This window comes from Phenylobacterium sp., assembly GCF_044236515.1.
Classification (GTDB): Bacteria; Pseudomonadota; Alphaproteobacteria; order Caulobacterales; family Caulobacteraceae; genus Phenylobacterium.
In genome coordinates this window covers 1-22,200 of sequence record NZ_JBIIGK010000043.1, presented here as the reverse complement: position 1 = coordinate 22,200, position 22,200 = coordinate 1, and the positions used below count along the sequence as shown (strand labels likewise).

At 65.9% G+C, this 22,200-nt stretch carries 21 protein-coding genes; 8 read left to right on the top strand and 13 right to left on the bottom strand.

Going from position 1 to position 22,200, the window contains the following annotated elements; genetic code table 11:
- The 3 genes from ACILRF_RS06895 to ACILRF_RS06885 all read left to right on the top strand — a co-directional run.
- Positions 1-900: polysaccharide deacetylase family protein (locus ACILRF_RS06895; RefSeq protein ID WP_395671541.1), on the top strand; the 900-nt coding region annotated here is incomplete at its 5' end.
- 34 nt (positions 901-934) lie between these two features.
- Positions 935-1,765 (top strand): ABC transporter permease, encoded by an 831-nt coding sequence (locus ACILRF_RS06890; RefSeq protein WP_395671540.1) that lies wholly within the window; start codon positions 935-937, stop codon positions 1,763-1,765.
- Entirely contained in the window at positions 1,762-3,018 is a 1,257-nt protein-coding gene (locus tag ACILRF_RS06885; RefSeq protein WP_395671539.1) for an ABC transporter ATP-binding protein, read from the top strand. The genes ACILRF_RS06890 and ACILRF_RS06885 overlap by 4 nt, the downstream gene beginning before the upstream one ends.
- Here the strand turns inward: ACILRF_RS06885 and ACILRF_RS06880 are convergent.
- Genes ACILRF_RS06880 through ACILRF_RS06850 form a run of 7 tightly spaced genes read right to left on the bottom strand, consistent with a single transcriptional unit; the run spans position 3,008 to position 9,736 of the window.
- Positions 3,008-3,943 carry a glycosyltransferase gene (locus ACILRF_RS06880; RefSeq protein ID WP_395671538.1) on the bottom strand — a complete coding sequence of 312 codons (936 nt, stop codon included), beginning with the start codon at positions 3,941-3,943 and terminating at the stop codon, positions 3,008-3,010. The two genes, ACILRF_RS06885 and ACILRF_RS06880, sit on opposite strands and share 11 nt — an antisense overlap.
- On the bottom strand, positions 3,925-4,815 hold the full coding sequence (locus tag ACILRF_RS06875; RefSeq protein ID WP_395671537.1) for a glycosyltransferase family 2 protein: 891 nt from the start codon (positions 4,813-4,815) through the stop codon (positions 3,925-3,927). The genes ACILRF_RS06880 and ACILRF_RS06875 overlap by 19 nt, the downstream gene beginning before the upstream one ends.
- Complete coding sequence (locus ACILRF_RS06870) at positions 4,802-5,758, bottom strand: glycosyltransferase family 2 protein (protein ID WP_395671536.1); 957 nt, start codon at positions 5,756-5,758, stop codon at positions 4,802-4,804. The genes ACILRF_RS06875 and ACILRF_RS06870 overlap by 14 nt, the downstream gene beginning before the upstream one ends.
- Positions 5,755-6,828, bottom strand: a complete 1,074-nt coding sequence (locus tag ACILRF_RS06865; RefSeq protein ID WP_395671535.1) for an NAD-dependent epimerase/dehydratase family protein — start codon at positions 6,826-6,828, stop codon at positions 5,755-5,757. The genes ACILRF_RS06870 and ACILRF_RS06865 overlap by 4 nt, the downstream gene beginning before the upstream one ends.
- Positions 6,825-7,868, bottom strand: coding sequence for a Gfo/Idh/MocA family protein (locus tag ACILRF_RS06860; RefSeq protein ID WP_395671534.1), 1,044 nt, complete (start codon positions 7,866-7,868; stop codon positions 6,825-6,827). Before ACILRF_RS06860 ends, ACILRF_RS06865 begins: the two co-directional genes overlap by 4 nt.
- Before the next feature lie 3 nt (positions 7,869-7,871).
- On the bottom strand, positions 7,872-8,792 hold the full coding sequence (locus ACILRF_RS06855) for a glycosyltransferase family 2 protein (protein ID WP_395671543.1): 921 nt from the start codon (positions 8,790-8,792) through the stop codon (positions 7,872-7,874).
- A 38-nt stretch (positions 8,793-8,830) separates the two neighbouring features.
- The gene (locus ACILRF_RS06850) at positions 8,831-9,736 is read right to left on the bottom strand and encodes a glycosyltransferase (protein WP_395671542.1); all 906 of its coding nucleotides are present in this window, start codon (positions 9,734-9,736) and stop codon (positions 8,831-8,833) included.
- Positions 9,737-9,956: 220 nt separating this feature from the next.
- Between ACILRF_RS06850 and galE the strand changes: the two genes are divergently transcribed.
- Together galE and ACILRF_RS06840 are read left to right on the top strand one after the other, a co-directional pair.
- Positions 9,957-11,054: a UDP-glucose 4-epimerase GalE gene (gene galE, locus ACILRF_RS06845; protein ID WP_395671533.1), complete on the top strand. Its 1,098-nt coding sequence runs from the start codon at positions 9,957-9,959 to the stop codon at positions 11,052-11,054.
- A 225-nt stretch (positions 11,055-11,279) separates the two neighbouring features.
- The gene (locus ACILRF_RS06840) at positions 11,280-12,296 is read left to right on the top strand and encodes an NAD-dependent epimerase/dehydratase family protein (RefSeq protein ID WP_395671532.1); all 1,017 of its coding nucleotides are present in this window, start codon (positions 11,280-11,282) and stop codon (positions 12,294-12,296) included.
- Positions 12,297-12,315: 19 nt separating this feature from the next.
- On the opposite strand, the gene ACILRF_RS06835 is transcribed toward ACILRF_RS06840, so the two are convergent.
- Together ACILRF_RS06835 and ACILRF_RS06830 are read right to left on the bottom strand one after the other, a co-directional pair.
- Positions 12,316-13,380, bottom strand: a complete 1,065-nt coding sequence (locus tag ACILRF_RS06835) for a glycosyltransferase family 2 protein (protein WP_395671531.1) — start codon at positions 13,378-13,380, stop codon at positions 12,316-12,318.
- Positions 13,381-13,623: 243 nt separating this feature from the next.
- Positions 13,624-14,265 carry a class I SAM-dependent methyltransferase gene (locus ACILRF_RS06830; RefSeq protein ID WP_395671530.1) on the bottom strand — a complete coding sequence of 214 codons (642 nt, stop codon included), beginning with the start codon at positions 14,263-14,265 and terminating at the stop codon, positions 13,624-13,626.
- Between the two features lie 819 nt (positions 14,266-15,084).
- Here ACILRF_RS06830 and ACILRF_RS06825 point away from each other — a divergent pair.
- Positions 15,085-15,600 (top strand): hypothetical protein, encoded by a 516-nt coding sequence (locus ACILRF_RS06825; protein WP_395671529.1) that lies wholly within the window; start codon positions 15,085-15,087, stop codon positions 15,598-15,600.
- Positions 15,601-15,609: 9 nt separating this feature from the next.
- On the opposite strand, the gene ACILRF_RS06820 is transcribed toward ACILRF_RS06825, so the two are convergent.
- The 4 genes from ACILRF_RS06820 to ACILRF_RS06805 all read right to left on the bottom strand — a co-directional run bounded on the left by ACILRF_RS06820 (position 15,610) and on the right by ACILRF_RS06805 (position 20,587).
- Positions 15,610-16,323 carry a Crp/Fnr family transcriptional regulator gene (locus ACILRF_RS06820; protein WP_395671528.1) on the bottom strand — a complete coding sequence of 238 codons (714 nt, stop codon included), beginning with the start codon at positions 16,321-16,323 and terminating at the stop codon, positions 15,610-15,612.
- 141 nt (positions 16,324-16,464) lie between these two features.
- Entirely contained in the window at positions 16,465-17,178 is a 714-nt protein-coding gene (locus ACILRF_RS06815) for a Crp/Fnr family transcriptional regulator (RefSeq protein WP_395671527.1), read from the bottom strand.
- 1,181 nt (positions 17,179-18,359) lie between these two features.
- The gene (locus tag ACILRF_RS06810; protein WP_395671526.1) at positions 18,360-19,187 is read right to left on the bottom strand and encodes a sugar transferase; all 828 of its coding nucleotides are present in this window, start codon (positions 19,185-19,187) and stop codon (positions 18,360-18,362) included.
- Positions 19,188-19,384: 197 nt separating this feature from the next.
- Complete coding sequence (locus tag ACILRF_RS06805) at positions 19,385-20,587, bottom strand: glycosyltransferase family 4 protein (RefSeq protein WP_395671525.1); 1,203 nt, start codon at positions 20,585-20,587, stop codon at positions 19,385-19,387.
- Between the two features lie 397 nt (positions 20,588-20,984).
- On the opposite strand from ACILRF_RS06805, the gene ACILRF_RS06800 reads away from it, so the two are divergent.
- Both ACILRF_RS06800 and ACILRF_RS06795 read left to right on the top strand, forming a co-directional pair.
- Complete coding sequence (locus ACILRF_RS06800; protein ID WP_395671524.1) at positions 20,985-21,623, top strand: hypothetical protein; 639 nt, start codon at positions 20,985-20,987, stop codon at positions 21,621-21,623.
- Positions 21,624-21,862: 239 nt separating this feature from the next.
- Positions 21,863-22,200, top strand: a 338-nt coding sequence (locus ACILRF_RS06795; RefSeq protein ID WP_395671523.1) for a phosphoadenosine phosphosulfate reductase family protein, incomplete at its 3' end; no start/stop codon positions are given.

Below are 22,200 nucleotides of genomic sequence, written 5' to 3'. Positions count from 1 at the left end.
GTGGCGCCGCCGAAGAACGATCCCTGGGGACTGGCGGTGTCGCCTGCGGCTTTCGAGGCCCAGATGCGCTGGCTGAAACGCCGGCGCACCGTCCTGCCGCTGCACGAGTTTGCTGGGCTTCATGATCAAGGACGCTTGCCGCGGGACGCCGTCGCCGTGACCTTCGACGACGGCTACGCCTGCAATAAGCTGGTTGCGGCGCCGATCCTGGCCGCGAACCAGGTCCCGGCGACCATCTTCCTGACGACGGGGGCAATTTCCAGCCCTGTGGAGTTCTGGTGGGACGATCTCGAACGTATCATTGCGGGCGCTCAGCCCGGATCGGTGCGGCTCGTGGTTGGGAGTGAATACTTCGCGTTTCAGATCACGGACGCGCCATCCGACGAGAGGTTTGGAGACAACCGCGCCGCCGCGCACGCCGGCCTTTGGCGCGCCATGCGAGAGCTGGACGCCGAGGCTCGTAACGCGGCGCTCGGCGACCTAGCTGACCGCTGCGGCGTAGGGCGATCCGGTCGCAAGACGCATCGCGCGATGACCCGGGCCGAGCTTAAGGATCTCGCCCGATCCCCCTGGATCAGCTTCGGAGCCCATACGGTGAGCCATCCGCCGTTGAGCAAGCTCAGCGCGGCCGAGCAGCGGTACGAGATCGAGGCCAGCCGCAGCGCATGTGCCGCCCTGACGGGAGCCGAACCCGCGACGTTCGCCTATCCCTACGGCGACAACAGCGAGGAGACCGTGCGGTTGGTCCGGGAAGCGGGCTTTACGGTCGCGGTCACGACGGAAGCGGGCACGGTGTCGAAGTCGGCCGAGATGCTCCGTCTGCCGCGGATTCAGATTGGCGACTGGTCGGAAGACCAGTTCTCCAAAGCGATCTCGTCACCTGGCGGTTGGCCAGCATGACGCGTTCACAGGCCATTCTTGGCGGCGAGGCGGGATGAGCCGAGCCGACCAGCTCACGGTAATCGGCCCGTCCCGGGGTTGGCGCGCGCTGCGGCTGGGCGAGATAATTCGCTACCGCGACCTCCTAAAATTTCTCATCTGGCGCGACCTGAAGGTTCGCTATCAGCAGACCTTCCTCGGCGGCCTATGGGCGGTGATCCAGCCGCTCGGCACGGCCGCGGCGTTTACCCTGGTGTTTGGCGGTCTGGCGAAGATTCCCTCGGATGGCGTTCCCTACCCCATCTTCAGCTTCACCGGCCTTGTGATCTGGACCTTCTTCGCCCAGGCGACGAACGCGGCGGTGGGCAGTCTGATCGGCAGCACCGAACTGGTTGAGAAGGTCTACTTTCCTCGGCTCGTCCTACCCCTGGCCTCGACCCTGCGATGCCTTCCGGACCTTGCCGTCGCGTTCGGAGCCTTGCTGTTGGCCCTGATCTATTACGGCATACCCTTGGCGTGGCGGATACTTTGGGTGCTGCCCCTGACGTTCCTGGCGCTCGCCGCCGCGACGGGTGTCGGCTGCGCGCTGGGCGCGATCAATGTGCGCTTCAGGGATGTTCGCCACATCATGCCGCTGCTGACTCAGCTGTGGTTGTTCCTGACGCCGGTCGCCTATCCGGCCAGCCTGGCTCCTGAACGGTTACGCCCGTTGTTCGGGATCAATCCCATGGCCGGCGTGGTGGAAGGCTTCCGCTGGGCGGCCCTCGGCTCGCCGCCGCCCTCCGCCGGCCTGATAACGATGTCGGTAGCGAGCGCCGCCGTTCTCCTCCTGCTGGGACTTGCGATCTTCCGTAGGATGGAAAGCAGTTTCGCGGACGTCATATGACCGCGAAAAGGACATGGGCGATCAACGTCGAGGATGTCAGCAAGCGCTACCGTCTCGGCAGCTTCGATTCCAACCTGCGTGAGGCGATCGCAGACAAGGCGAAGGGCCTGGTGCGCGGATTGCGGGGCCGAGAGACGCCAGCGGCAGAAGAGTTCTGGGCCCTCCGCGACCTGTCGTTCCAGATTGCGCCAGGGCAGGTGGTGGGCGTCATCGGGCACAATGGCGCGGGAAAGAGCACGCTCCTCAAGATCCTCGCCCGCATCACGGAGCCCACAAAAGGCGCCGTCCAGTACGTCGGCCGGGTGGGCTCCCTCCTTGAGGTGGGAACAGGCTTCCATCCCGAGCTATCAGGACGCGACAACGTCTTCCTGAACGGCGCAGTCCTCGGCATGACACACCGGGAGGTGCTTAGGCACTTCGACGCCATCGTCGATTTCGCCGGCGTCGAGCCGTTCCTCGATACGCCGGTGAAGCGCTACTCCAGCGGCATGTACATGCGCCTCGCCTTCGCGGTCGCGGCCCATCTGGAAAGCGAGATCCTGCTTGTCGATGAGGTGCTCGCCGTCGGCGACGCGGAGTTCCAGAAGAGGTGCCTGCGCCGGATCGGCGACATGGCGCACGACGGCCGCACCGTCGTTTTTGTGAGCCACAATCTCACGGCAGTGCAGTCGCTGTGCCACCGGACAGTTCTGCTGGAGAAGGGACGGGTGGTGGCCGACGGCGCGACCCGCGAGGTGCTGCAGAGCTATCTGCGCCTCGGACAGGGCGGTCCGGCGACGCGGCGGCGGTGGGCGCGATCTGAAGCCCCGCAAACCAAGGGCCTGCGCCTGCTCGGCGCTTGCATCGAGACGATCGACGGCGGCCCGCTGTCACCGCTCGACATCACGAAGCCGTTCCGGATCACAGTGGAGTACGAACGCCTATGCAGCTGCGGCCCAGGGCTGGTGTCCGTCAAGCTGGCGAACGGCGACGGCGTGCTCGTGTTCGACGTCTCCAATCCGACCGAGGTTGCAGAGGAGGCCGGCGTCTACCGCGAGAGCTGCCTTGTGCCAGCTGACCTGCTCAACGCCGGCGACTATCGGCTCACCATCGGTTTGCACGACAACGGGCGGTCGCTGGATGTTCCGGAGGTGATCTGCTTCCAGGTTCTCGACAGCGACCGCGACCGGCGGGGCTGGTACGGCGCTTGGGAAGGCGTTTTGCGCCCGCGTCTGCACTGGACCCTGGATCGGCTTGAATGCGCTAACGCCTGACGCCCAGGGCCTCGGTTCTGCGCACGAGGCTCCGCCCGAAGCGCGCCAGTCGCCGCGTCACCGTGCGGCCGCCCAGCGCCAGTCGATCGGCCGCCGTCATCCTCCCGCGGTGCTGCGGATAGGCCGCGAACGCCAATCTCAGCGCGCGCTGCAGCCGTGGGTCGCCAGAGATGGTGGAATAACGCTCGATCCATTCGAGGAAGGCGGTCCTGGCGGCATGCGGGGCCATTCGGTCATAGGCGCCCGCGGCTTCCGCCTGCGCTGAAACGGATTGCGGGTGCTGCCGATAACGGCAGAGCACGCGATCGTGCACATGGACGGGGTATCGAAGCATGAGCTTCACCCACAGCGTCTGGTCTTCGTAGAGGTGGAACCCCTCTGAAAATCCGCCGACCTCGTCGAGCGCGGCCCGTCGCACCAGCACGGCGCAGGTGCACGGGACCTGGCCGCGCTGATCGAGGATGATCTTCCGCAGCAGTTCGGGCGGCGCGTGCAGCTTGCCGGCGAACGGTCGCATCGATTCCGTCCAGGACTGTGCGGGCGCGCGCTCGCACCACCAATGTGTCGGTCCGAAGGTCATCGCCGCCGCCGGCTCGCGCGTCAGCGTCGCCACGTCGAAGCTCAGCTTGCCGGGTTCGTACAGGTCGTCAGCATCCAGGAAGGCGACGAATTCCCCATTTGCCGCCTCGATCCCCCTGTTGCGCGACGCCGCGGCGCCCGCGCGGCCTGGCGCGGCCGCAAGGGCGCGGATGCGGGGATCTCGTGCCGCGCTCCTATGGGCGATGGCGGAGCTGCCGTCATTCGACCCGTCGTCGACGACGAGCAGCTCCCAATCGGTGAAATCCTGCCGCTGAACAGACGCGACCGCCTGCGCCAGGAAGGCTTCGGCGTTTTTGACCGGGGTGATTATCGAGACGCGCGCCATGGCCGCCTCAGTCGCCGGACGATCTGCAAAGCTCGCCGCCTCGCGTGAGATCGCCTCGCCTGTCGCATCTCCGCGCGCACGGCCGCTCGCTGAAGATCCGCGCCCGGGAATTCCGCAAGGCGCTCAGCTAGCCATCGCAGGTAGCGCATACGCCAGAGGTGATCGGCCCCGGCGGCCGCCGATCGCGCCGTGGCGCTCGCCGGATGCTGGCGATATCTGAACCAGGTCGCGTCGGAAACGTAGGCCGGCGCGGCGAGCAGCGCCTTCGCGAAGAACACCTGATCTTCGAACATGCCACGGAACACATCCTCGAAGCCGCCAACCTGGGTGATCAGAGACCGCCGTAGCATCGCGCCACTAGTGGTGGGGGTCTGATCGACGTTCCGCAGTTGCCGCAGGAACAGTTGTGGGGCCGCGTACATTCGACCTGGCTCCACGCCGAGGTCGTAATAGAAATCGTCTTCTGCACGAGCCGTCCGCCACGACCGCCAGATCAGCGCCCTGCCATAGACCAGACCGCACGACGGCTCGGCGCGGAGGATCGCCACTTGCTCCTCCAGCTTCCGAGGCAGCCAGACATCGTCGGCGTCCAGGAAGGCGACGAAATCTCCCTGGGCGTGGGCGATCCCGAGATTCCGGCTGGCGCTCATGCCCCTGTTGACGCCTCCGGGGTGCCGGAGAACCCTGATGCGATGCGGATGGGCCAGACGATGTCGCTCGGCGATCGCGAGGCTGTCGTCGGTAGAGCCGTCATCGACGATCAGGAGTTCGTAGTCCTGGCAGGTCTGGCCGCGGACGCTCATGATCGCCTCGTCCAGGAAGCTGGCGCCGTCATAGACGATTACGATGACGCTGATGCTAGGCGAGGTCACGACGCGCTCTCGCGACTGAGGTGGCGATCCGGCGTGCGGCTCGGCGGAGACGCGGCGGGCGTAACCGCCGCCGCAAGGCGCAAGGCAATGCAGCGCGGTCGACGCCGCTGATGATCTTCGCTTGCCGGAACGCCTCGATCAGGTCCGTGACACCGCGCATCGCTCGCAGCGAGGCGAACCACTCCTCGGCGTAGTACTGCGTCCAGCCGGCCTCGCCCGCCTGCAATGCCGCCCGCCAGGCGGGTCGGCCATCCGCTGCCGGTCTCTGCTTCTCGAGCGCCCGCAGCGCCCAGGTCAACATCACTCCCCCGCGTCGGGACATGTTCTTCCCGTGGATCACGTAATCGGCCAGCACCTCCGGGTGGCAAGCGACCGGATATCGTCGCGCGATCCGCAGATAGAGGTCGTAGTCTTCGCAGGCGCGGAACGCCGGGTCGAAACCGTCGAATTCGGCCAGCACCGCGCGCCTGTACATTACGGTCGCGTGCATCCCGACGCGGTTGCCGGCAAGGAAGCCTGCGAACGCGTCGGCGCCCCTGTCCTTCGGGACGCACATGCGCTCCGCGCCGGTTGCGGTGAACACCTTGCGGTAGGCGCCGTAGACAAACCCGCACTCGGGCGCAGCAGCGAACAACTCGAGGTTCCTGGCTATGGCTTGCGGCCTGAGCCGGTCGTCCGCGTCCAGAAATACAAGCCATTCGCTCTGGCAGGCGCGCCAGCCGGTGTTGCGCGCCGCCGCCAGCCCCTTGTTCGCCTGCCGGATCAATCTTGCTCCCGGATAGTCACGGACGACGGTCGCCGGATCGTCCGTCGAGCCGTCGTCAACGACGATCACCTCATGGGGGCGCACGGTCTGCGCAAATGCGCTGCTGAGCGCGGTCTTCAGGAAGGCCGCGTGATTGTAGGTCGGGATCACGACCGCGACGCGCTCGGGGCCGCTCATGACGCCCACCGCGCCGCGACGGGATAACCGGCGAACGAAAGCCACGCGATGGATCTGCGCAGGCCCTCATCGAACGCCACCTCGGGCTCGTAGCCGAGCTCGGCTTGCGCCAGGGTCCATCTGGGAATGTAGCGTGCGGTGTGCAGCAGGGCGCGTTCCATCGACACCGCGGGTCGCGTTGGGTCCCTCGTCCTCGACGCCGCCCGGTGGCGCAGCGCCGCACGGGCGCCGACCCGCACGCTCTTCGGCATCGCCGCTTTCAGGCGTCGAGCCAGCGGCCGCGTGCGCGTCAACGCGCTGTGGCGTGGCTCGGGCAGGGCAGCCTCGAACGGATAGTCTGGAACACGCTCGATGTTTATGCCGAGCGCGGTCGCAACGGCGCTATCGAGGTCCCGCCAGGTCACCTGCTCGCGCTGGCCGAGGAGGTAGGCCTTGCCGTGAACATCGGAGGCTCGCATGGCGAGGAGCGCTGCGCGGACCAGATCGTCCACATAGATCGCGTTGCACAGGCCGCGGGCTCCGCCGACCACATAGGCCTCGCCAGCCAGAAGCTCGTCCGCCCATCCGCCGACCCAATGTGAGCGCGGCCCAAAAACAATTCCGGGGCGCAGCACCACCGTCTCGGGGCCGCCAGCCTTTGCGAGGGCAGCGAGGCGCCGCTCCGCCAGGACCTTGGCGTTGTTGTAGGCCAATGGCTGTCGCGCCGAGAGGGGGGAGCGCTCGTCCGTGCCGGGCTCTGGCGCCTGTCCGTGCACCGATGCGCTGCTCAGATAAATGAGGCGCCGAATCCGTGCGTCCCGCGCCGCTAGGTAGATCGGTTCGATCACCCCGACGATCGTCGCCGGGGCGCCCGCGACGGACACGAAGACGGTGTCGCAGCCCTCGAACGCGGCGCCGAGCGCCGCCCGGTCCGTCGCCTCCGCGACCTGCACGTCCACGTCGTAGCGGCGGGGAAGGGCGGCCGCTGACGCGCGGCGCACGATCGGCCGCACCTTCAACCCGTAGGTCTGCAGCAGCTCGACGGCGCGGTTGCCGATGAATCCGTTGGCGCCCAACACCGCGACGGTCATGACGCGCACGCCCAAAGGGCGGGGCTCTCGCGCCAGGATTCCTCCATGGGGCGGCGCTCCGCGTAGCATCGGTCAATGAGCTCGAGCGTGTCGAGGCCAAGGCTGCGTCGCGTCGCGAGGGTCGGAGCCGCGAGCCCCGCGACCACCTCCCGCAGATGGTCCGCGAAGGCGGTCGCAAAGTCGCCTTCCGGCTCGCCGAGAGCGGTCGCATCGTGGGGATTGCGCTTGTGCAGGGTGAGCACGCCGCAGCTGCCGTCGCCGAGGGCGATCTCGAGACGGTCGGGTTCGTAAGGGATCCAGGAGATCCAGCCGCTCGCCCCCCTGAACAGGTAGCGGTTCGGCCGCGCCCAATCCCGGCTCATTCGGATGGCGCACTGAACGGCGCCGTAGGTCAGCTGAAGGCGGCAGTTCGCCTCTACGCCGCCCATGGCGTCGTCCTGATAGCTGTTGAGCTGCGGTCCGCCCAACCAGCCGCTGAGGAGGTCGAGCGCGTGCGGCCCCATGTCCCGCAAGACTCCGCCGCCACTCTGGGCCCGGGTGAAATAGGCCGGCGAGGCGACCGGCCAGCGAAACGGCCCGCCCTCGAACACTTCGACGGACCGTACTGGGCCGATGGCTTGCGACGTCAACAAGGCCCCGATCGCGCGTACGGCCGGGAACGAACGCCGCATCATCGCAACGGAAAGGGGGCGTCGGGCCAGGTACGCGGCGTCCAGCATGCGGACGCCTTCGTCGACTGAGAGCGCCAGCGGCTTTTCACAGTGCACGGCGACGCCCGCCTGCAGGGCCGCGATCGTCTGAGGCGCGTGTAATGGCGGCGGGGAAGCGACGATGAGGAGGTCGAGCCCTAGGCCAAGCAAGTCCTCGAAACGGGCGCATGTCGCGGCCGGGTTCGGGCCCGCGATGGCGGCCGCCGGCGCGGGATTCGGATCAAAGACCGCGGCGAGCTGCAAGCACCCTTCGCCTGCGAGACGGCGCAGCGCTGGCCCGTAGTAGAGTTGGCTGACGGCGCCGCATCCTGACAGGCCCACGCGCACCATTGGTCAGTCGAGCTCCCTTGGATGGAGCGCGATCTGCGCAGCTTTCAGGGCCGTCGCGCCAGGCGCGAAGCGCAGGGCTGCCCAAAGGTGTGCGTACATTGCGCCGCGGTCGCCGTCCGCGGCCATCCGGCGCGCATTGCTGAGCGCTGTTCGAGCGTAGGTTCGGCGCGCAATTCGAGTGATCGACCGTCTCTGCGCCTCCGGTAGATACCGGGAGAACAGGTCGATGGCTTTGCGGGTGTAGGTCAGCTCCTCGGCGAGCCGGTAGTGGCGTGCGGTGTTGGACTGACCATGCATGCGGTAGCTGGCGAGGACCTGCGGCTCGTACCAGACGGGTCGCGCTGCCGCGATCCGAACCCACATCTCCCAATCCTCTGAGCAAGTCAGGCGGTCGTCGAAGCCGCCCAAGGCTTCGTAGGTGGCGCGGCGGACAGCAACGGACGGGGTCATGATGCATTGCTCTTGCGCGAGACGCTGCAGACCCTGGATGAGCCGGCCGGGGGCAGCGCGCTCGAGAGGGGAGGTCGACAACTCTGCGCCCTGCGCATCGATGAACCGGTGACGGCAGAACGCCGCGCCGATGGCAGGATCCGCGTCGAACCCGGCCTGGAGTGCGGCGTAGAACCCTGGTTCGACCTGGTCGTCGCCGTGCAGCAGGTGGACGAGTTGGCCAGCCGCTCGGTTGAGGCAAGTCGCGAAATTTCCGATATGCCCGACGTTGCGGGGCTGTCGGTAGAAGCCGATGCGGCCCTGGCCGACCGCGCGCACCACCGCTTCCGGATTATCGCTCGAGGCGTCGTCGACCACCTCGATCTGCATGTCTTCCGGCCCGGGCGCTTGCTGAAGCACGCTCGCGAGCGTCGCACGAAGGTATCTCGCGCAATTGTAGGTCGGGATCATCACCGACCACCTCGGACGCCGCATCCCCGCCGGCGCAGGCGCAATATGGGCGCGGTGGGCGTTCATGCCGCCGCCTTCCCGATGACGCCAGGCAGCATGCGCAACCCCGCCCTCATCATGCGCGCGAGGGGCACAGGGCCACCGGGGCCGGCGGCGCGCGCCGCGCGGGCGAGGCAGTTCAGCGCAAGCCGGAAGTTCCGCTCCCGTTCGTAGGCGAGGGCCCATTCGTAGAAGTAGCGCGTCTCGCCGTCCCGGCGGAGGGACTGCTGCTCCGGCGAGACGGTCCGACGCATCAGCCGGTAGAACTGCGCCACCTGGTCGAGCTTACCGGTGGTGGGCAATGACGAGAACATGCCCGCCGCGTGCAGCCTGTAACCGCCCACGGGCGCGTCATAGAAGGCGATAGGCCCTGAGGCGGCGCAGAGGATGTAGAGAGGCCAGTCGGTAATCGGGAAGAAATCGTCGTACCAGGGGCCGAGCCGGGCCAGCGGCTCCCGTCGGAGCATGCCGGCGCAGGTCGCGAAAGGATTGCCCTCCCATAGGGCCGGCAGGTCGAGCAGTTCCGGGTGATGCGCGGGCGTCCAGCGCTCGGCGATCTGCCTGCTCTCTCCATCGACGACCGCGGCGTTGTGGAAGACAGCGGAAAAGCATGGGGAGCGGTCGAGGATTTCGGCCTGCTTGTCGACCTTCTCCACGTCGGTCCAGAAGTCATCGCCGTCCAGCAGGCATATGTACTTTCCGGACGCCGCCGCGATGGCGCGTGTGAGGACCGCATTCGAGGCGAGGTTCTTCTCCGACCGAAGGATGGCGACCGGACCATGAGCATCGGCGAACGCGCGCACGATCTCGAAGGTGCGATCCGTAGATCGGTCCTCGCTGACGATGACCTCGAGCCGGCGCGTCGTCCGTTGAGCGAAGACGCTCGCGAGCGCGGTTTCGATGTAGCGTTCATGATTGTAGGTGATCACCAATACGCTGACGTCGACCGCACCCCGACTGGGGGGTGAGGCTGAGCTAAGCCGGTCCGGGCCGACCGATGGTGCTGCCGGGTGCATCCTCACCGATCTACGATCGGCAAAGCACGATCACTCAATCATTTGACATAGGGTCCGCGAGCACTCTGTTGGTACTCGACTTGACTTCAACGTACCCAAATCTGTGCGGGCGGCGCACGGGGAGAGTAGGCGCGTGGCGCAAGCCAAGTCAGTCGTCCTCGTCACGGGCGGCGCCGGTTACATCGGCAGCCATGTGGTGCTGGCGTTACTCGACTCCGGTCATCAGGTCGTCGTCATCGACAACTTAAGTACCGGCGCGCGGTCGGCCGTCGACCCGCGCGCCACTTTCGTTCTCGCCGAGGTAGAAGACGTTCCGACGGTCACATCGGTGATGCAACGCGCCAAGGCGGAAGCGGTCATCCACATGGCGGCATCGATCAGCGCCGAGGACTCGCTTGCTCGGCCGCTCGACTACTACCGCAACAATACGGCTGTGACCGTGGCGGTGCTCGAGTCCTGTCTGAAGGCGGGCGTCGGGAGTTTCGTGTTCTCGTCGAGCGCCGCAGTCTACGGCGCGCCGCCGCAGCCGTTGATCGACGAGACGACCGTGGCACACCCCGCCACCCCGTACGGCGCTTCCAAGCTGATGTCGGAACGGATCATCGCCGACGCCGCTCTCGCTCACGCCATCCGGCATTGCTCTCTCCGCTATTTCAATGTGGCGGGGGCGGACGCTGGCGGTCGGGCAGGTCAGGGACCCGCGGCCAGGAGCCTGATCAAACTCGCGCTCGATACGGCGCTGGGGCGGCGCGACCTGCTGCTGGTGTACGGCGCGGACTTCGACACCAAAGACGGCAGCGGGGTGCGGGACTATGTCCACGTCGCCGATCTGGCGGCGGCGCACGTACTCGTCCTCCAGCGCTTGATGAGCGCAGCGCCGGTTCCTGAGGTGCTCAATTGCGGGTACGGGCGAGGATACACCGTCTTCGAGGTCATCGAAGCTGTGCGTCGTGTCACCGGGAGGCCGGCGGCCTGGCAGCTGGCGCCCCGTCGGCCAGGCGATCTCGCCGCGGTGGTCGCCGATAGCACGAGGATAAAGGCGCTCGGGTGGACGCCCGTATACGACAACATCGAGGCGATGATCGCCCACGCCTACGAGTGGGAGCTCGCATCGAGTTTCCGGGAGCCTGCGCGATCGGAGGCCACCGAAACGCGCCCGCGGCCCACCCGGGACCGGCCGCGACTTCCACCGAAGGTCCATCCCGCCATGGCCCCGCAGCTTGGCCGCTGACAGCCGAAGTCATTGCGGCACACGAGCTTCGTCCCCTGGTTCAGGGCTGCCGGTTAAGCAAGGCCAGCGTGTGCTGTGAGGCGGTCTGGCCGTCTATCTCAAGGTGTTCGTCGAGCACTTTGAAATCTCCGGTCGCAGCCAACCGAGCAAGCCGAGACTGTGTCGATTGATCGGGACGCGAAGCAACGTGCGTGATGGCAATTCTATCCTGAGCAGGATTGGATCATGACACGGATACTAGTGGCGGGAGGGTTGGGTTTTATCGGCTCTCATCTCGTCGAGCGACTCCTCCGTCGAGAGGATGTCGCGGAGTGCGTCGTTGTCGACAACCTCTGGACGGGCAGTTGGCGCAACCTTGCTCATGTCGAGGACTCCCGGCTGCAGATCCTCGTCGAGGATGTTGAGCGCGTGTGCCTGGCGGGCAAGTTCGACGAGATCTACCATCTCGCCTCGCCGGCCTCCCCGCCCTGGTATATGGCGCAGCCGCTGAGAACCATATCCGCCAATGTGGTAGGCGCGCTCCGCCTTCTCGACGTCCTCGCGCCGGGCGGACAGATGGCCTACACCTCCACGTCCGAGGTCTACGGCGAGCCCCTCGTCTCGCCGCAGCCCGAGAGCTACCGGGGTTTCGTCGATTGCACCGGACCCCGCGCGTCCTATGACGAAAGCAAGCGGTGCGTCGAAGCCATGTTGTTCGAGGCTCACCGCGCCCAGGGGGTTCGGATTAAGGTCGTGCGGCTGTTCAACGTGTTCGGGCCACGCACCCGCGTCGACGACGGTCGCGCCGTGTCGAACTTCGTCACCCAGGCGCTACGCGGCAGGCCCATCACCGTCTTCGGCGACGGCGCCCAGACCCGCAGCTGGGGGTATATCGACGACATCATCAAAGGGCTCGAGCGCTACTTCTGGGCCGACGGGGTCGACTACCCAGGACCGCTGAATATTGGCAATGACCGCGAGATTCCCGTTCTTGAGGTCGCGGAGTTCATTCAGCGACGTTTCCCGAAATGCCCCATCGTCCACCTGCCAGCTCCGCCGCAGGATCCCACGAACCGGCGGCCCGACCTCAGCCTCGCCAATCGGGTGCTGCCCGGCTGGACGAGCCTTGTTCCCTACGAGGAGGGCGTGGAGCGTACGATCGCATGGTTCCGTCGCGAGATGAGGCCTGGCGCCGCCGCGAAAAGGCCCCTCGTCGCGAACGCTTCCGCAAAGGCCATTGGACAGAACCTGAGGCTTGTTTAGGCGCCGGGGGTGGGCGCCCTTAGGGCTTGGCGCTGTTGAATGCATAAGCCTGCTCGAGAGGCGCGAGCCGGCCCAGGATCCTTCGCACATAGGCAGGTTGCTCGACGTGGATCGCAGCTTCCGGCGCGGCGTCGAGGAACTGGAGCTGCAGGGAGGGGTCGGGGGGAAGCCTCGCGAGTCGGTTGCGCAGGTTCCGCGTCGCTCGCGAGACTCCATGATCGACGACGCGAGGCCAGCTTGCCGGCGGCGTGTCCAGCGCAGCCTGGCCGACCTCCCGGAGACTTCTAATGAGCGCACCCCTGCGCGCATGCAGGATCGCGAGCGCCACCCGTACCCCGGCCTTGGCGTCCCGGATGATATCGGGCGCAGGGGCGCCGTCCGCCTCCAACAGGGTGAGCGCCACGATGCGGGAGAGCAGCATTCGCGCCGTGTCTGCGGACATTGCGTCTCGGCGCTTGCGATAGCCGACCAAGGGCTCGGCGACGACGCCGAAGCGGCTGCGCCGGGCGACCTGGATCTGCAAGAGATAGTCTTCACATCCCTCGGCGCCTGCTTGCCGCAGCCGCGAGTCATAACCGCCGAAGCCCAGTGCGAGGTCGCGTCGGAACATGAGCGCACTGCCATTGCCGACGATGTTGTGTGCAAGATGTCGGAGGTAAACCCAGCCTTTCACGGTGGACTGCGGGGGGGTCTGGATCACCGCGCCGAACATATCGATCAGTCTGAAGTTGCTATAGACCAGCGCAAGCTCCGGATCGCGCCTGAATACTTCGAGCTGCTTATGCAGATTGGTCGGGTGCCAGAGGTCGTCGGCGTCGATCGGCGCCACCAGGTTCGCGCGGGCCGCCTTGAGCCCCGCGTTGCGCGCCGCTGCGACGCCGGCGTTCGCCTGGCAGAGCAGACGAATCCGGGAGTCGTCCGCGGCGACGGAGCGTGCGATCCGCGCCGTGTCGTCCGTGGATCCGTCGTCGACGACGAGGATCTCGATGTCCCGGACAGTTTGCGCCGACACGGACGCTAAGGTTTCGCGCAGGGTCGCGCTGGCATTGAATGCCGGGACCACGACGGTGACCTCAGGGTTCATCGACGTCCATCAGCACGAAGGTTCGAACCTTTCTTCCACTGCTCCGAACCCGCCACCGTCGCTCGGACGCAGTCCCACGCCCAGTAACGGGCGTGCGTGTGGCGCCGGATGAGGATGGCCGAGCCAATGATGAACTTTGCGATCATTTGTTAAGCCCGGCGCGATCACGGCGTGGGCGCCGGGACGTCCTCGCAACCCCGTCTGCTGGAGAAACCATCTTCGAGGGCTTTAGAGCCTTCTCGCCTAGGTGGCCTTCTGCGCACGCACCGCCACGGTGACGGGGTAGTTGGCGTCGTGAGCCTCCAGCTTGCGGTGATCGACCTCCTCGGCTGAGACGCCCTGGAGGAAAGCTGTGGCCGCGAAGACGTTGCCGAACGCCTCGACGTGCACACGCTCTTGGCCGAATACATCTGCGAACAACCGCCGGGCGCCGGCTGGGGCGACCGCCCAGAACCAATTCTCGCCCCACTCGTCTCGCGCGATCTGCGATATGGCCGGAACGGTGACCAAGGCCACGCCTCCGGGTTTGAGGCCGCGGTGGATCTCATTTACGGCAGCGGCCATGTCGTAAATCAGATGCAGGACCTGAGTTATGATCATGCAGTCGAACGCGGCTTCCGGAAGCAGCTGGGTCGACGAGAGGTCGCCGACGATCGTCGCCGACGGGTTCCCTTCGCGCACGTGCAGGATGTCGCAGTGTTGGACTTGCCCGGCGCCGAAGCGCCGCGTGTAACTGTCGTCGCCGACCTCCAGCACCCGCCCGGCGATGTCGGCGGAATGCCGGCGCAGAAACGCCTCGATGTAGACCCGATCGACAGGCGTGCCGCGGTCGTACCCGAAATCGCGACTGACAGGCTCCACCGTGCCCAGGTCGCCGAAGTTCACGCCGTAGCCTCGCAACCTGCTCCAATCGCCCTTGGCCGCGGCTTTCAGATGGCGAAGGACCTGGGGTCGCACCTGCAAACTCCACAATCGGCCTGAGCGGCGGCGCCGCTCATCACTGGGCAACCCACAAGTTGATCAGCCCTGCCCCCTACGCCCTGGCAAATGATGTGAGCAGCGTTACGGGTGACCTCCGCCGAAGGGCTCCGACCTCGAGAGGCCTCAGTCGGGGAAACATAGGATTTGATAGCGCCGCAGCCGCGGAGCGCGCGCATAACCAAGGGGCAGGTCAGCCCACGCCTGCAGTTATGCGGTCACTAGCCCCAGCGTGATCTCTCCACTCGCTGGGGCGTCCGTGCGGGCGTCTCGAAATCTAGGGATAATCCGCAAGGCGTCGGCGTGCGAGGGCGGAAGAACGCAACATGCGACACGCTGACGCGGTTGAGATGCACTCACAACTAGCCTTGACGTTGCACCTTTCTAAGTGTTGGGTCCGACTACTGCTAAGCTTGCTTCTTGCGGCGCCGGCTTGAGCGCATAAGAGCGAAACAAACGTCTCGCCGGATCTGAGTTAACGCTCAATGTTGGGTTGCATTCTGCTTTACTGGCGCTAGAAAATTAGCAAACATAAAGCTCATCTGCGAAGATCGCGATCACGAGCAGGTGTTTGAAGAAGACGGGCGCTTGGGTCGGTTTTACCGCTAGCTTAAGGGGTTTGGCGTGCCTTCGGTCTTTCCCAACACCAAAACAGCTCAGGACGAGACTGCTGGGTCGGAGGCGCCCGCCGTTGATGCCGCCGCGCACCGCTGGAGGCAGAGTCCTATGGGGATCCGGCATCACCCGACCGCCCAGCTGATCTCCGATTATGTGACCGCGAACATCTCTCCCGGTGTCGCCCTCGCGGTGGCGATGCACCTGGAAAGCTGCACGATCTGCGCCCTGGCCGCCAGCACGGCGAGCCGCCCGGCCGGACCGGAGCGCGTCGGCCGTGCCGATCCGCCGAGCGAAAGCGCGCTCAGCACGGTGGCGATGGGACCGTGGATCGGGCTGCGGAAGGGCGTTCTGGGGGCGGTGACCTCGGCAGTGAGCGGTCTGGGCGAGGCGGTGTATCTGCTCAAGGCCGAACCGGGTGCGGATATTGGAACAGCGAGCGTAAGGCACGCCTTCCTGATCCTCGTGCTCAAAGGGCGCGTGAAGGTCGACGGACGGACGGTCAGTGCCGGCGATCTGCTGGAGCTTGCCACGCCGCCCGAGGTCCTGCTCGCCGATGCGCCAGGCGCGTCCCTGCTCGTTGTCGCTGAGGACCTCCCGCTTCGCCTCCGCCGTCGCGAAGGCTAGCGCGGCGCTCTATTCGATCGGGTTTCCGGCCGCCAGCATCTCCATCTTGTTGGGGTCCAGGAACGTGACCTGCCCAAGCTTGACGACGAGCAGTCCTTCCGTGCGCAGCTGGCGCAGCACGCGGTTTACATGGATCACGCTAAGGCCGAGCGTATCCGCCAGGTGTTCCTGGGTGAGGGGACAGCGAAACGAGAACCGGTCCGCCAGTCCGACCTTGGTCAGTCGGTCGCGAAGGTCGATCAGGAAGTTCGCCATTCCCTCCTGCGCAGTGAACTGGCCAAGTCGAAGAACGGCTTCGTAGGTGCGCTGCATCTGGCTGTCGAGGACGCGATCGAGCCCCTCCGCCAGCCTGGTCCGTTCACCTCCCGCGCCCGACAGCAGGCTGGGCGGGATCTCCGCGCATTCCAGACGCGTCAGGGCGATCAGACTGCCGCGGGCTGCTCCAGCCCCGTACCTCGCGGAGATCAGGTCGCCTGGGAGAAGATAATGGAAGATCTGCCGCCGCCCGTCTGGCAGCAGTCGTGCTTCGTAGGTCCAGCCCGAAGTCACCAGGCGCAGCCTCTCGCGGCGGGCGGTCTGGACTTGGGCGCCCGCTGAGAAGACTTCGACACGCTCGTTGAGGGTGCTCAGCGCCTCGACATCATGCTTCGACAGACTTCCGGCAGCGCCCACGCAGGCGAGCGCTTTCTCGAATAGGCCAGACGACATCACCTGGCTTGCCATCGTGCTTCCCTGCGTCCCTTCCGGCCGAGGCGGCCGATGGAGGCAGGAAACGCCGGGCTTTATGCGCCAGCTTTATCAAACGGCTGGGCGTCGACCGATTAGTCGGCCCAGCCGTGCGGGCCGCGGACGGCGAGGCGCGATCTACACCGCCGCGGGGTGGTAGAAGGCAAGAGACGCGAGCTTTTGCCTGTGGGGGAGCGTCACCGCCCCACGCTTGAGCACGATGTGGCCCTCCCGGCGCAGATGCTGAAGGGTTCGGTTGATGTGCACGAGGCTCAGGCCCAGGGCGTCGGCGAAGATTTCCTGGGTGAGGGGGATGCGGAAGGTATCGTCCTTGACGAGGCCGACCGATTCCAGCCGCTCGCAAAGCTCAAGCAACAGGTGCAAGACGCGTTCGCGGGCGTTGAGCCTGCCGATCCTCACCATGTGATCCAGCAAGCGCTCCTCTTTCTGAATCGCCGCCTCCCGCATCGCCTGTGATAGACTCTCGCGGGTTTCGGCCTCGCCGAGCGCCGGGTGAGCCGCGTCCATCACCTCGAGCCGGGTGAGCGCGATCACGCCGCGGCCGCCAAGATCAGCGCGTTCCTCGAGGAGGAAGGCGTCGCCCGGAAGCAGGAAGGAGAAGATCTGCCGCCGGCCATCCGCGAGGATACGCATCTCGCTCGCCCAACCCGAAAGAATGACACAACGCTTCAGAGATGCGCCGTTGTCACATCGCAGCTGGGCGCCAGGTCCGAATCGCTCGACATTACGCCAGAAGGCATGGACACGTTCTGTCTTGAGTTTGTGCAGACCGCCAAGCGCGTTGAACGTAAGGCAGGCTGCGGACGGACGGACAGCTTCGACGACTGGCATTGTGAGCCCCTCCCAGGGTTTGCCGCAATCTCGTTAAGGTCCTGACTCAACTACCGAAAAGCCGGATCCAAAGTGGCGTTGAGGGCCATTTTGCGGATGCCGCAAGGCACATTGCGGCCACAATTAGGAAAATGGAAACATTGTTTTTTGACTTCTGGTTAACGAAGTCGTGTTCGCCCCGTCATTTGAAGGTTTCTCGCAAGAAGTCGCCATGAATTCGAGGGTGTCAGCCCGCATCCGCGGGTTTCTCTGCCTACAACCCTCCGTTTGGCTACCTCATCCAAACAAGCGCCAGTTAGTGATTTTGCGAGTTGAGGAAGGTCCCTGATCAGAACGGGGTTGTCCGCGTGCAGAGCAATGCGCCGTCGCAATCGTGGGATGTTTGGAGTCCAGTCTCTCGCCCACAGGGTATCGCATGCTGCTGAAATTTCTCGCCTCTTTATATGTGCCTCAGCCCCGTCGGAGGCGGCTGTGGCGCACGCGGATCCCGGCGGCGTGAGGCGCAGCGTCCGCCCACGAGGCCGGCAACGCCTTGAGCGGCGCGTCGGTCCACGACAACTGGACGAATACCCAGCTTTCCAAGCTGTCGGGTGACGCCCGCGTATCGATTATCAATATTGGGGCGTCGGCCCGGTCGACGACGATCTGAAGAGCTCCAGCGACGATCCGGGGGGCTCGACACGCGAAGCGACGCGCGGGCTGTCCGCCTGATTTCGCACCGATGCTCAACTTCTCGACGGCGTCTTTAGCTTTTGGCCACGCCGCGGGTCGCGCACGTGCCACGCTGCCGTCTCCGGCCCGCCGGGACGGCCAGGTTTACTGAGCCAGTTGGCGGGCGAAACAAGGCTGGGGCGTCAGACGGTGGGGCAGCGCGACATAGAGCGGCCGGCTCGCGCACCCAGTCGCGATCGTCAGGATTCCGCCGACCCTGGCGCAGGCTATCCCGAGCCCATTCTCACGCGGCTGCCCCGAGCGCTTCGAGCCGTGATCCTTCTAGCTGTCGTCGCGATCTGCGCAGGAGCCTGGGGCAGTCTCATCGCGTGGGTCGCTCACCGGATCGGCTAGCTCGCCGCCGGCGGCCCGAACGCCACGGTGCGGAACGTGAAGGTGCCCGACCTCGTGGCGCGTGTGCTCTCAGCCGCGGCCTCGAGCACCGCAGCAAGTCCGGCCCTGCGTCCGCCTCAGTAGGCGTGGGAGTCGCGGAACAGGAGCGGCACCGTCCGCATGATGATCTGCACATCGCGCATGAGCGACCATCCGCGGATGTACTCGATGTCGGCCTCGACCCGGTTCGCCATGTCTCCAATGGCGTGAATTTCGCCGCGGAAGCCGCGGACCTGTGCCAAGCCGGTGAGGCCGGGCCGCGCCTGGAAACGAAGCGGGTAGTTGGACAGCTCGGCTTCGTAGAGTTCGTCGTGCGCCAGTGCGTGTGGCCGTGGTCCCACAAGCGACATGTCTCCCTTGAGCACATTGATGAGCTGCGGGAGTTCATCGATGCTGCTCTTGCGCAGGAAGGCGCCTACGCGCGTTATGCGCGCATCGCCGCGGGTCGCTTGTGTGACCCCCTCGCCGTCCTCAAGCACCCGCATGGTGCGCAGTTTCAGGATCACGAACTTGCGGCCTCGATAGCCGGTTCGCCGCTGCCGGAAGAAGATCGGCCCGCCGGATTCAATCCAGAGGGCGGCCGCAGCCAGCATGAGCAAAGGCGCCACGAACACCAGCGCGGGCAGCACCACAAGCACATCGAAGCCCCGTTTGATGAGGCTGAGGCCAACGGCGGACGTCTCCGGTTCGGGAAGCCGGCCCAGGACGGCCTGGTCGACGGCCGCGGCGGCGGGAGCGGCGGCGAAGATCATCTCCGGGCGCACATCGACCCCGGGAGATCTTACCTGCCAGGTTCGCGGTTCGACCTCGACTTTGGCGATGGCCAAGCGCGCCGTGGTTTCCTGACGCTCAAGTTCAGCGACGTCGGAGTCCTTGACATCTTGCTTGGTGGCCACGTCGAACATCGGGAATTCCCCAACCGGGTGTCGTGAGGCTTGATCCCTACCGCTGATGAGTCTGAGCCAATCGGGCGAATGTTAAATTCGGGCGCGGATGAGTTAATCTTCAGAGAGGGGGGATAGAGTCCCCGCACGACGGGTCTTCGGACGGACCACGCGCCGATCCGGAAGGCCAAAAGGCTAGCGCGGGAAAGCGCGCGGAGTCAGGCGCTCGGTTCAAGCGCCACATCGATATAGTGTTGCCGAATGCGTTCGGCGACGACGCCGGACTCCCAGAGCCGCCACGCCTTCTCGCTGTTCCGAGCGCCGATCGCGGCCGCAAGCTCGGGATCCTCCAAGTAGCGGCGGATTTCAGCAGCCACGCTCTTGGCGTCTGGAGACCGAAGAAGCGATCCATTGGCGCCGTTTTCCACGACGTCCGTTATGCCGCCGATCGGGGTGGTGATGATCACGTCACCGGCGGCCATCGCCTCTAAAACCGCGTTCGGCATTCCTTCCGGATGGGCGGTGGGCAGAATGAAGAGGCGCGCGCGCGCGAGCAGCTCCATCTTCGTCTCGCCGCCCACGTAACCGACGAAGTCGATACGATCCTCTAGGCCCACATCGTGGGCCAGGGCGCGCAGGCGCGGCATGTCAGGGCCGTCCCCAGCCATGATCAGGCGCGCGCCCGGGAACTCCGCTGCAATCTCGCCGAAAGCTTCAATGGTCGCCGCGCCGCCCTTGGCGGGCAGGAACCGTGACATGAAGACCAGCATCTGCGGCTCCTTCGTCGGAACGCGCTCGAGAACCGGACGAAGTTTGTCCCCTTCGAACATGGTGCTTACGACATGGATCTTACGGCCGTGAACGCCTTGGGCGACTAGGGCGTCCTTGAAGATCGAAGACAGCAGCAGGACCCGATCAACGCGCCGGTGTGTCGCCAGGAACATCATGCGTTTCCAGCCGGAGGCGCGGATCGCCTCTAGCGCCGTCCAGTCCCAGCCACGGTAGAACAGCAGCACCTTCGCCTTGGGTTGCACCAGCTTGGCGAGCCAGGCGAACGCCATTTCCCGCGGGAGGGAGGAGAGGTCGAGCGTCGGATTGAGATGAACGACGTCGAATCGCCGGCGCGTGAGCAGGGCGGCGAAGCGAAGGTAGTCGTAGGCGAGGCGTTTCACCGTCGCCACCTTGCCTTGCTCCAGGTGGCGGCGGCCGTTGGCGAATCTTGATACGTCGACACGCGACCGCATCTTCCGCCGCATGATCCTCAGGAAGTTGTTGACGCCCCCCTTGGCGCGCGCGTCGTGCGCGATGACCAGGGCGCGAAGACGGGCGGTTTGAGCGGGTGACGCGCTGAGGGCGACCGTCGGGCGCCGCGAGCCCGTGCTCGGCGCCAGGACATCATGGGTGCTGAAATTCTGGGACATGCGGAAGCGCCGCTTCTCCTGAGATTTGATCGCGGGCGCCGTTGTCTTGCGCGGATGCCGCCTGACCCCGGACGATCCACCGCCTAGGACCAGGAGGTGCGGCCAGCTTGATCAAAGGACAAAGCGCCATCGCGAACAGAGAAAAGTCGTGCGGCCCTGTACACCGGGCGCACGCGCTCGGATCGCGGAGGAGCGCATCGGCGACTTCTCAATAGATAGAAACGCTCGGAGCGCACCGGCGATACAAAAGAGCGACCCAGCGGGAGGCGATGCTGCCGATCATGGCGAGATACGGCTTTTCTCGCAGTCAACTGCCGCCGATGAGCGTCGCCGCGGGACGCAGCGGCGGCGCTCTGCCCGTCCCTTGGGGCGGCCGCGGGCCGGGCTAAGCCTTCCGATGGAAGCTTCCGTTCCCCCGCCGCGTGATGATCGGGCGCGTACGATCTTCATGCCGCTGTTGACGGGCCGAACTAAAGGGGCCACCGCCGAGGAGAAAGACTACCGTCCCGTCGATGCCGAGTGGTTGGGCGGGGACGTCTACCGCGTCGTGAGCGTGCAGCCCGAGCACGAGAGCTGGGAATACCCATCAGGCGCGACGGTCTTCGCCGTCGTTCTTCACCCCGGCGAGACCATGCTCATCATTGTCGCGCCCTGCTCGGATTTCAGGCCGGGACGTTCCGAGTGGAGCGCGGCTGAAGGGGCGGTGCAGTCGACAGACGGGCCGCCCCGGCGAGCGGCGCCACGCTCCGCGGCGGCGCTCCTGTTGAGCCGGATCAGGAACTCGCGATGTGTGCAGATCGCCATTATGACGATCATTCTCGGTGCGACGGGTTTGGCCTGGTCGAAACAATACCTGCACCTCCCCCTTCACCCGGCGGATCCGATACGCGCAAGCGTCGCAGCCAGCTGCCTGATCCTGATCGGCGCCCTGTCGCAAGCGAGAGATCCGCCCGAACTTCGAGCGCTGAGAGCTCCCGCCTTGATCGTCGGAGTGGCCTTCGCGCTATCCCTGCTGGTGGGCGGCTTCCGGACCTGATCGAGCCACCGCCGCGACCGCGCCCGCCACCGTAAGTAACCGCCGGCGAGGGCAAACCATCGACGCGTGTTTTATCAGATGATCGCGGCGGCCTTCATCCCCACGGCCAAAACAGCGGGATGAATGAGCTCGGATCATTGTTCGCCCCCTCGATTGCCAACCGGAACGCTGATGTCGCGTGGGACGCCTTGCGCCCTCCCGGCGCACCGCTATCCCGATCGGCGCCTGTTTCGGAGCGTGTGGATCTGCGTCGCCCTGCCGAACGGGCGGCGGAGCTGCCGGCGACGCTCACCCACCTGCAGCGGCTTGAAGCCGAGAGCATCCACATCATGCGCGAGGTGGTGGCCGAGGCCGAGCGCCCGGTGATGCTCTATTCGATCGGCAAGGACAGCGCCGTCATGCTGCACCTGGTCGCCAAGGCCTTCTATCCGTCGAAGCCGCCGTTCCCGTTGCTGCACGTCGACACGACCTGGAAGTTCCAGGCGATGTACCAGATGCGCGAGCGGATGGCCCGCGAGCTCGGCTTCGACCTGCTGGTGCACAAGAACCCGGAGGCCGAGGCGCGCGGCATCAACCC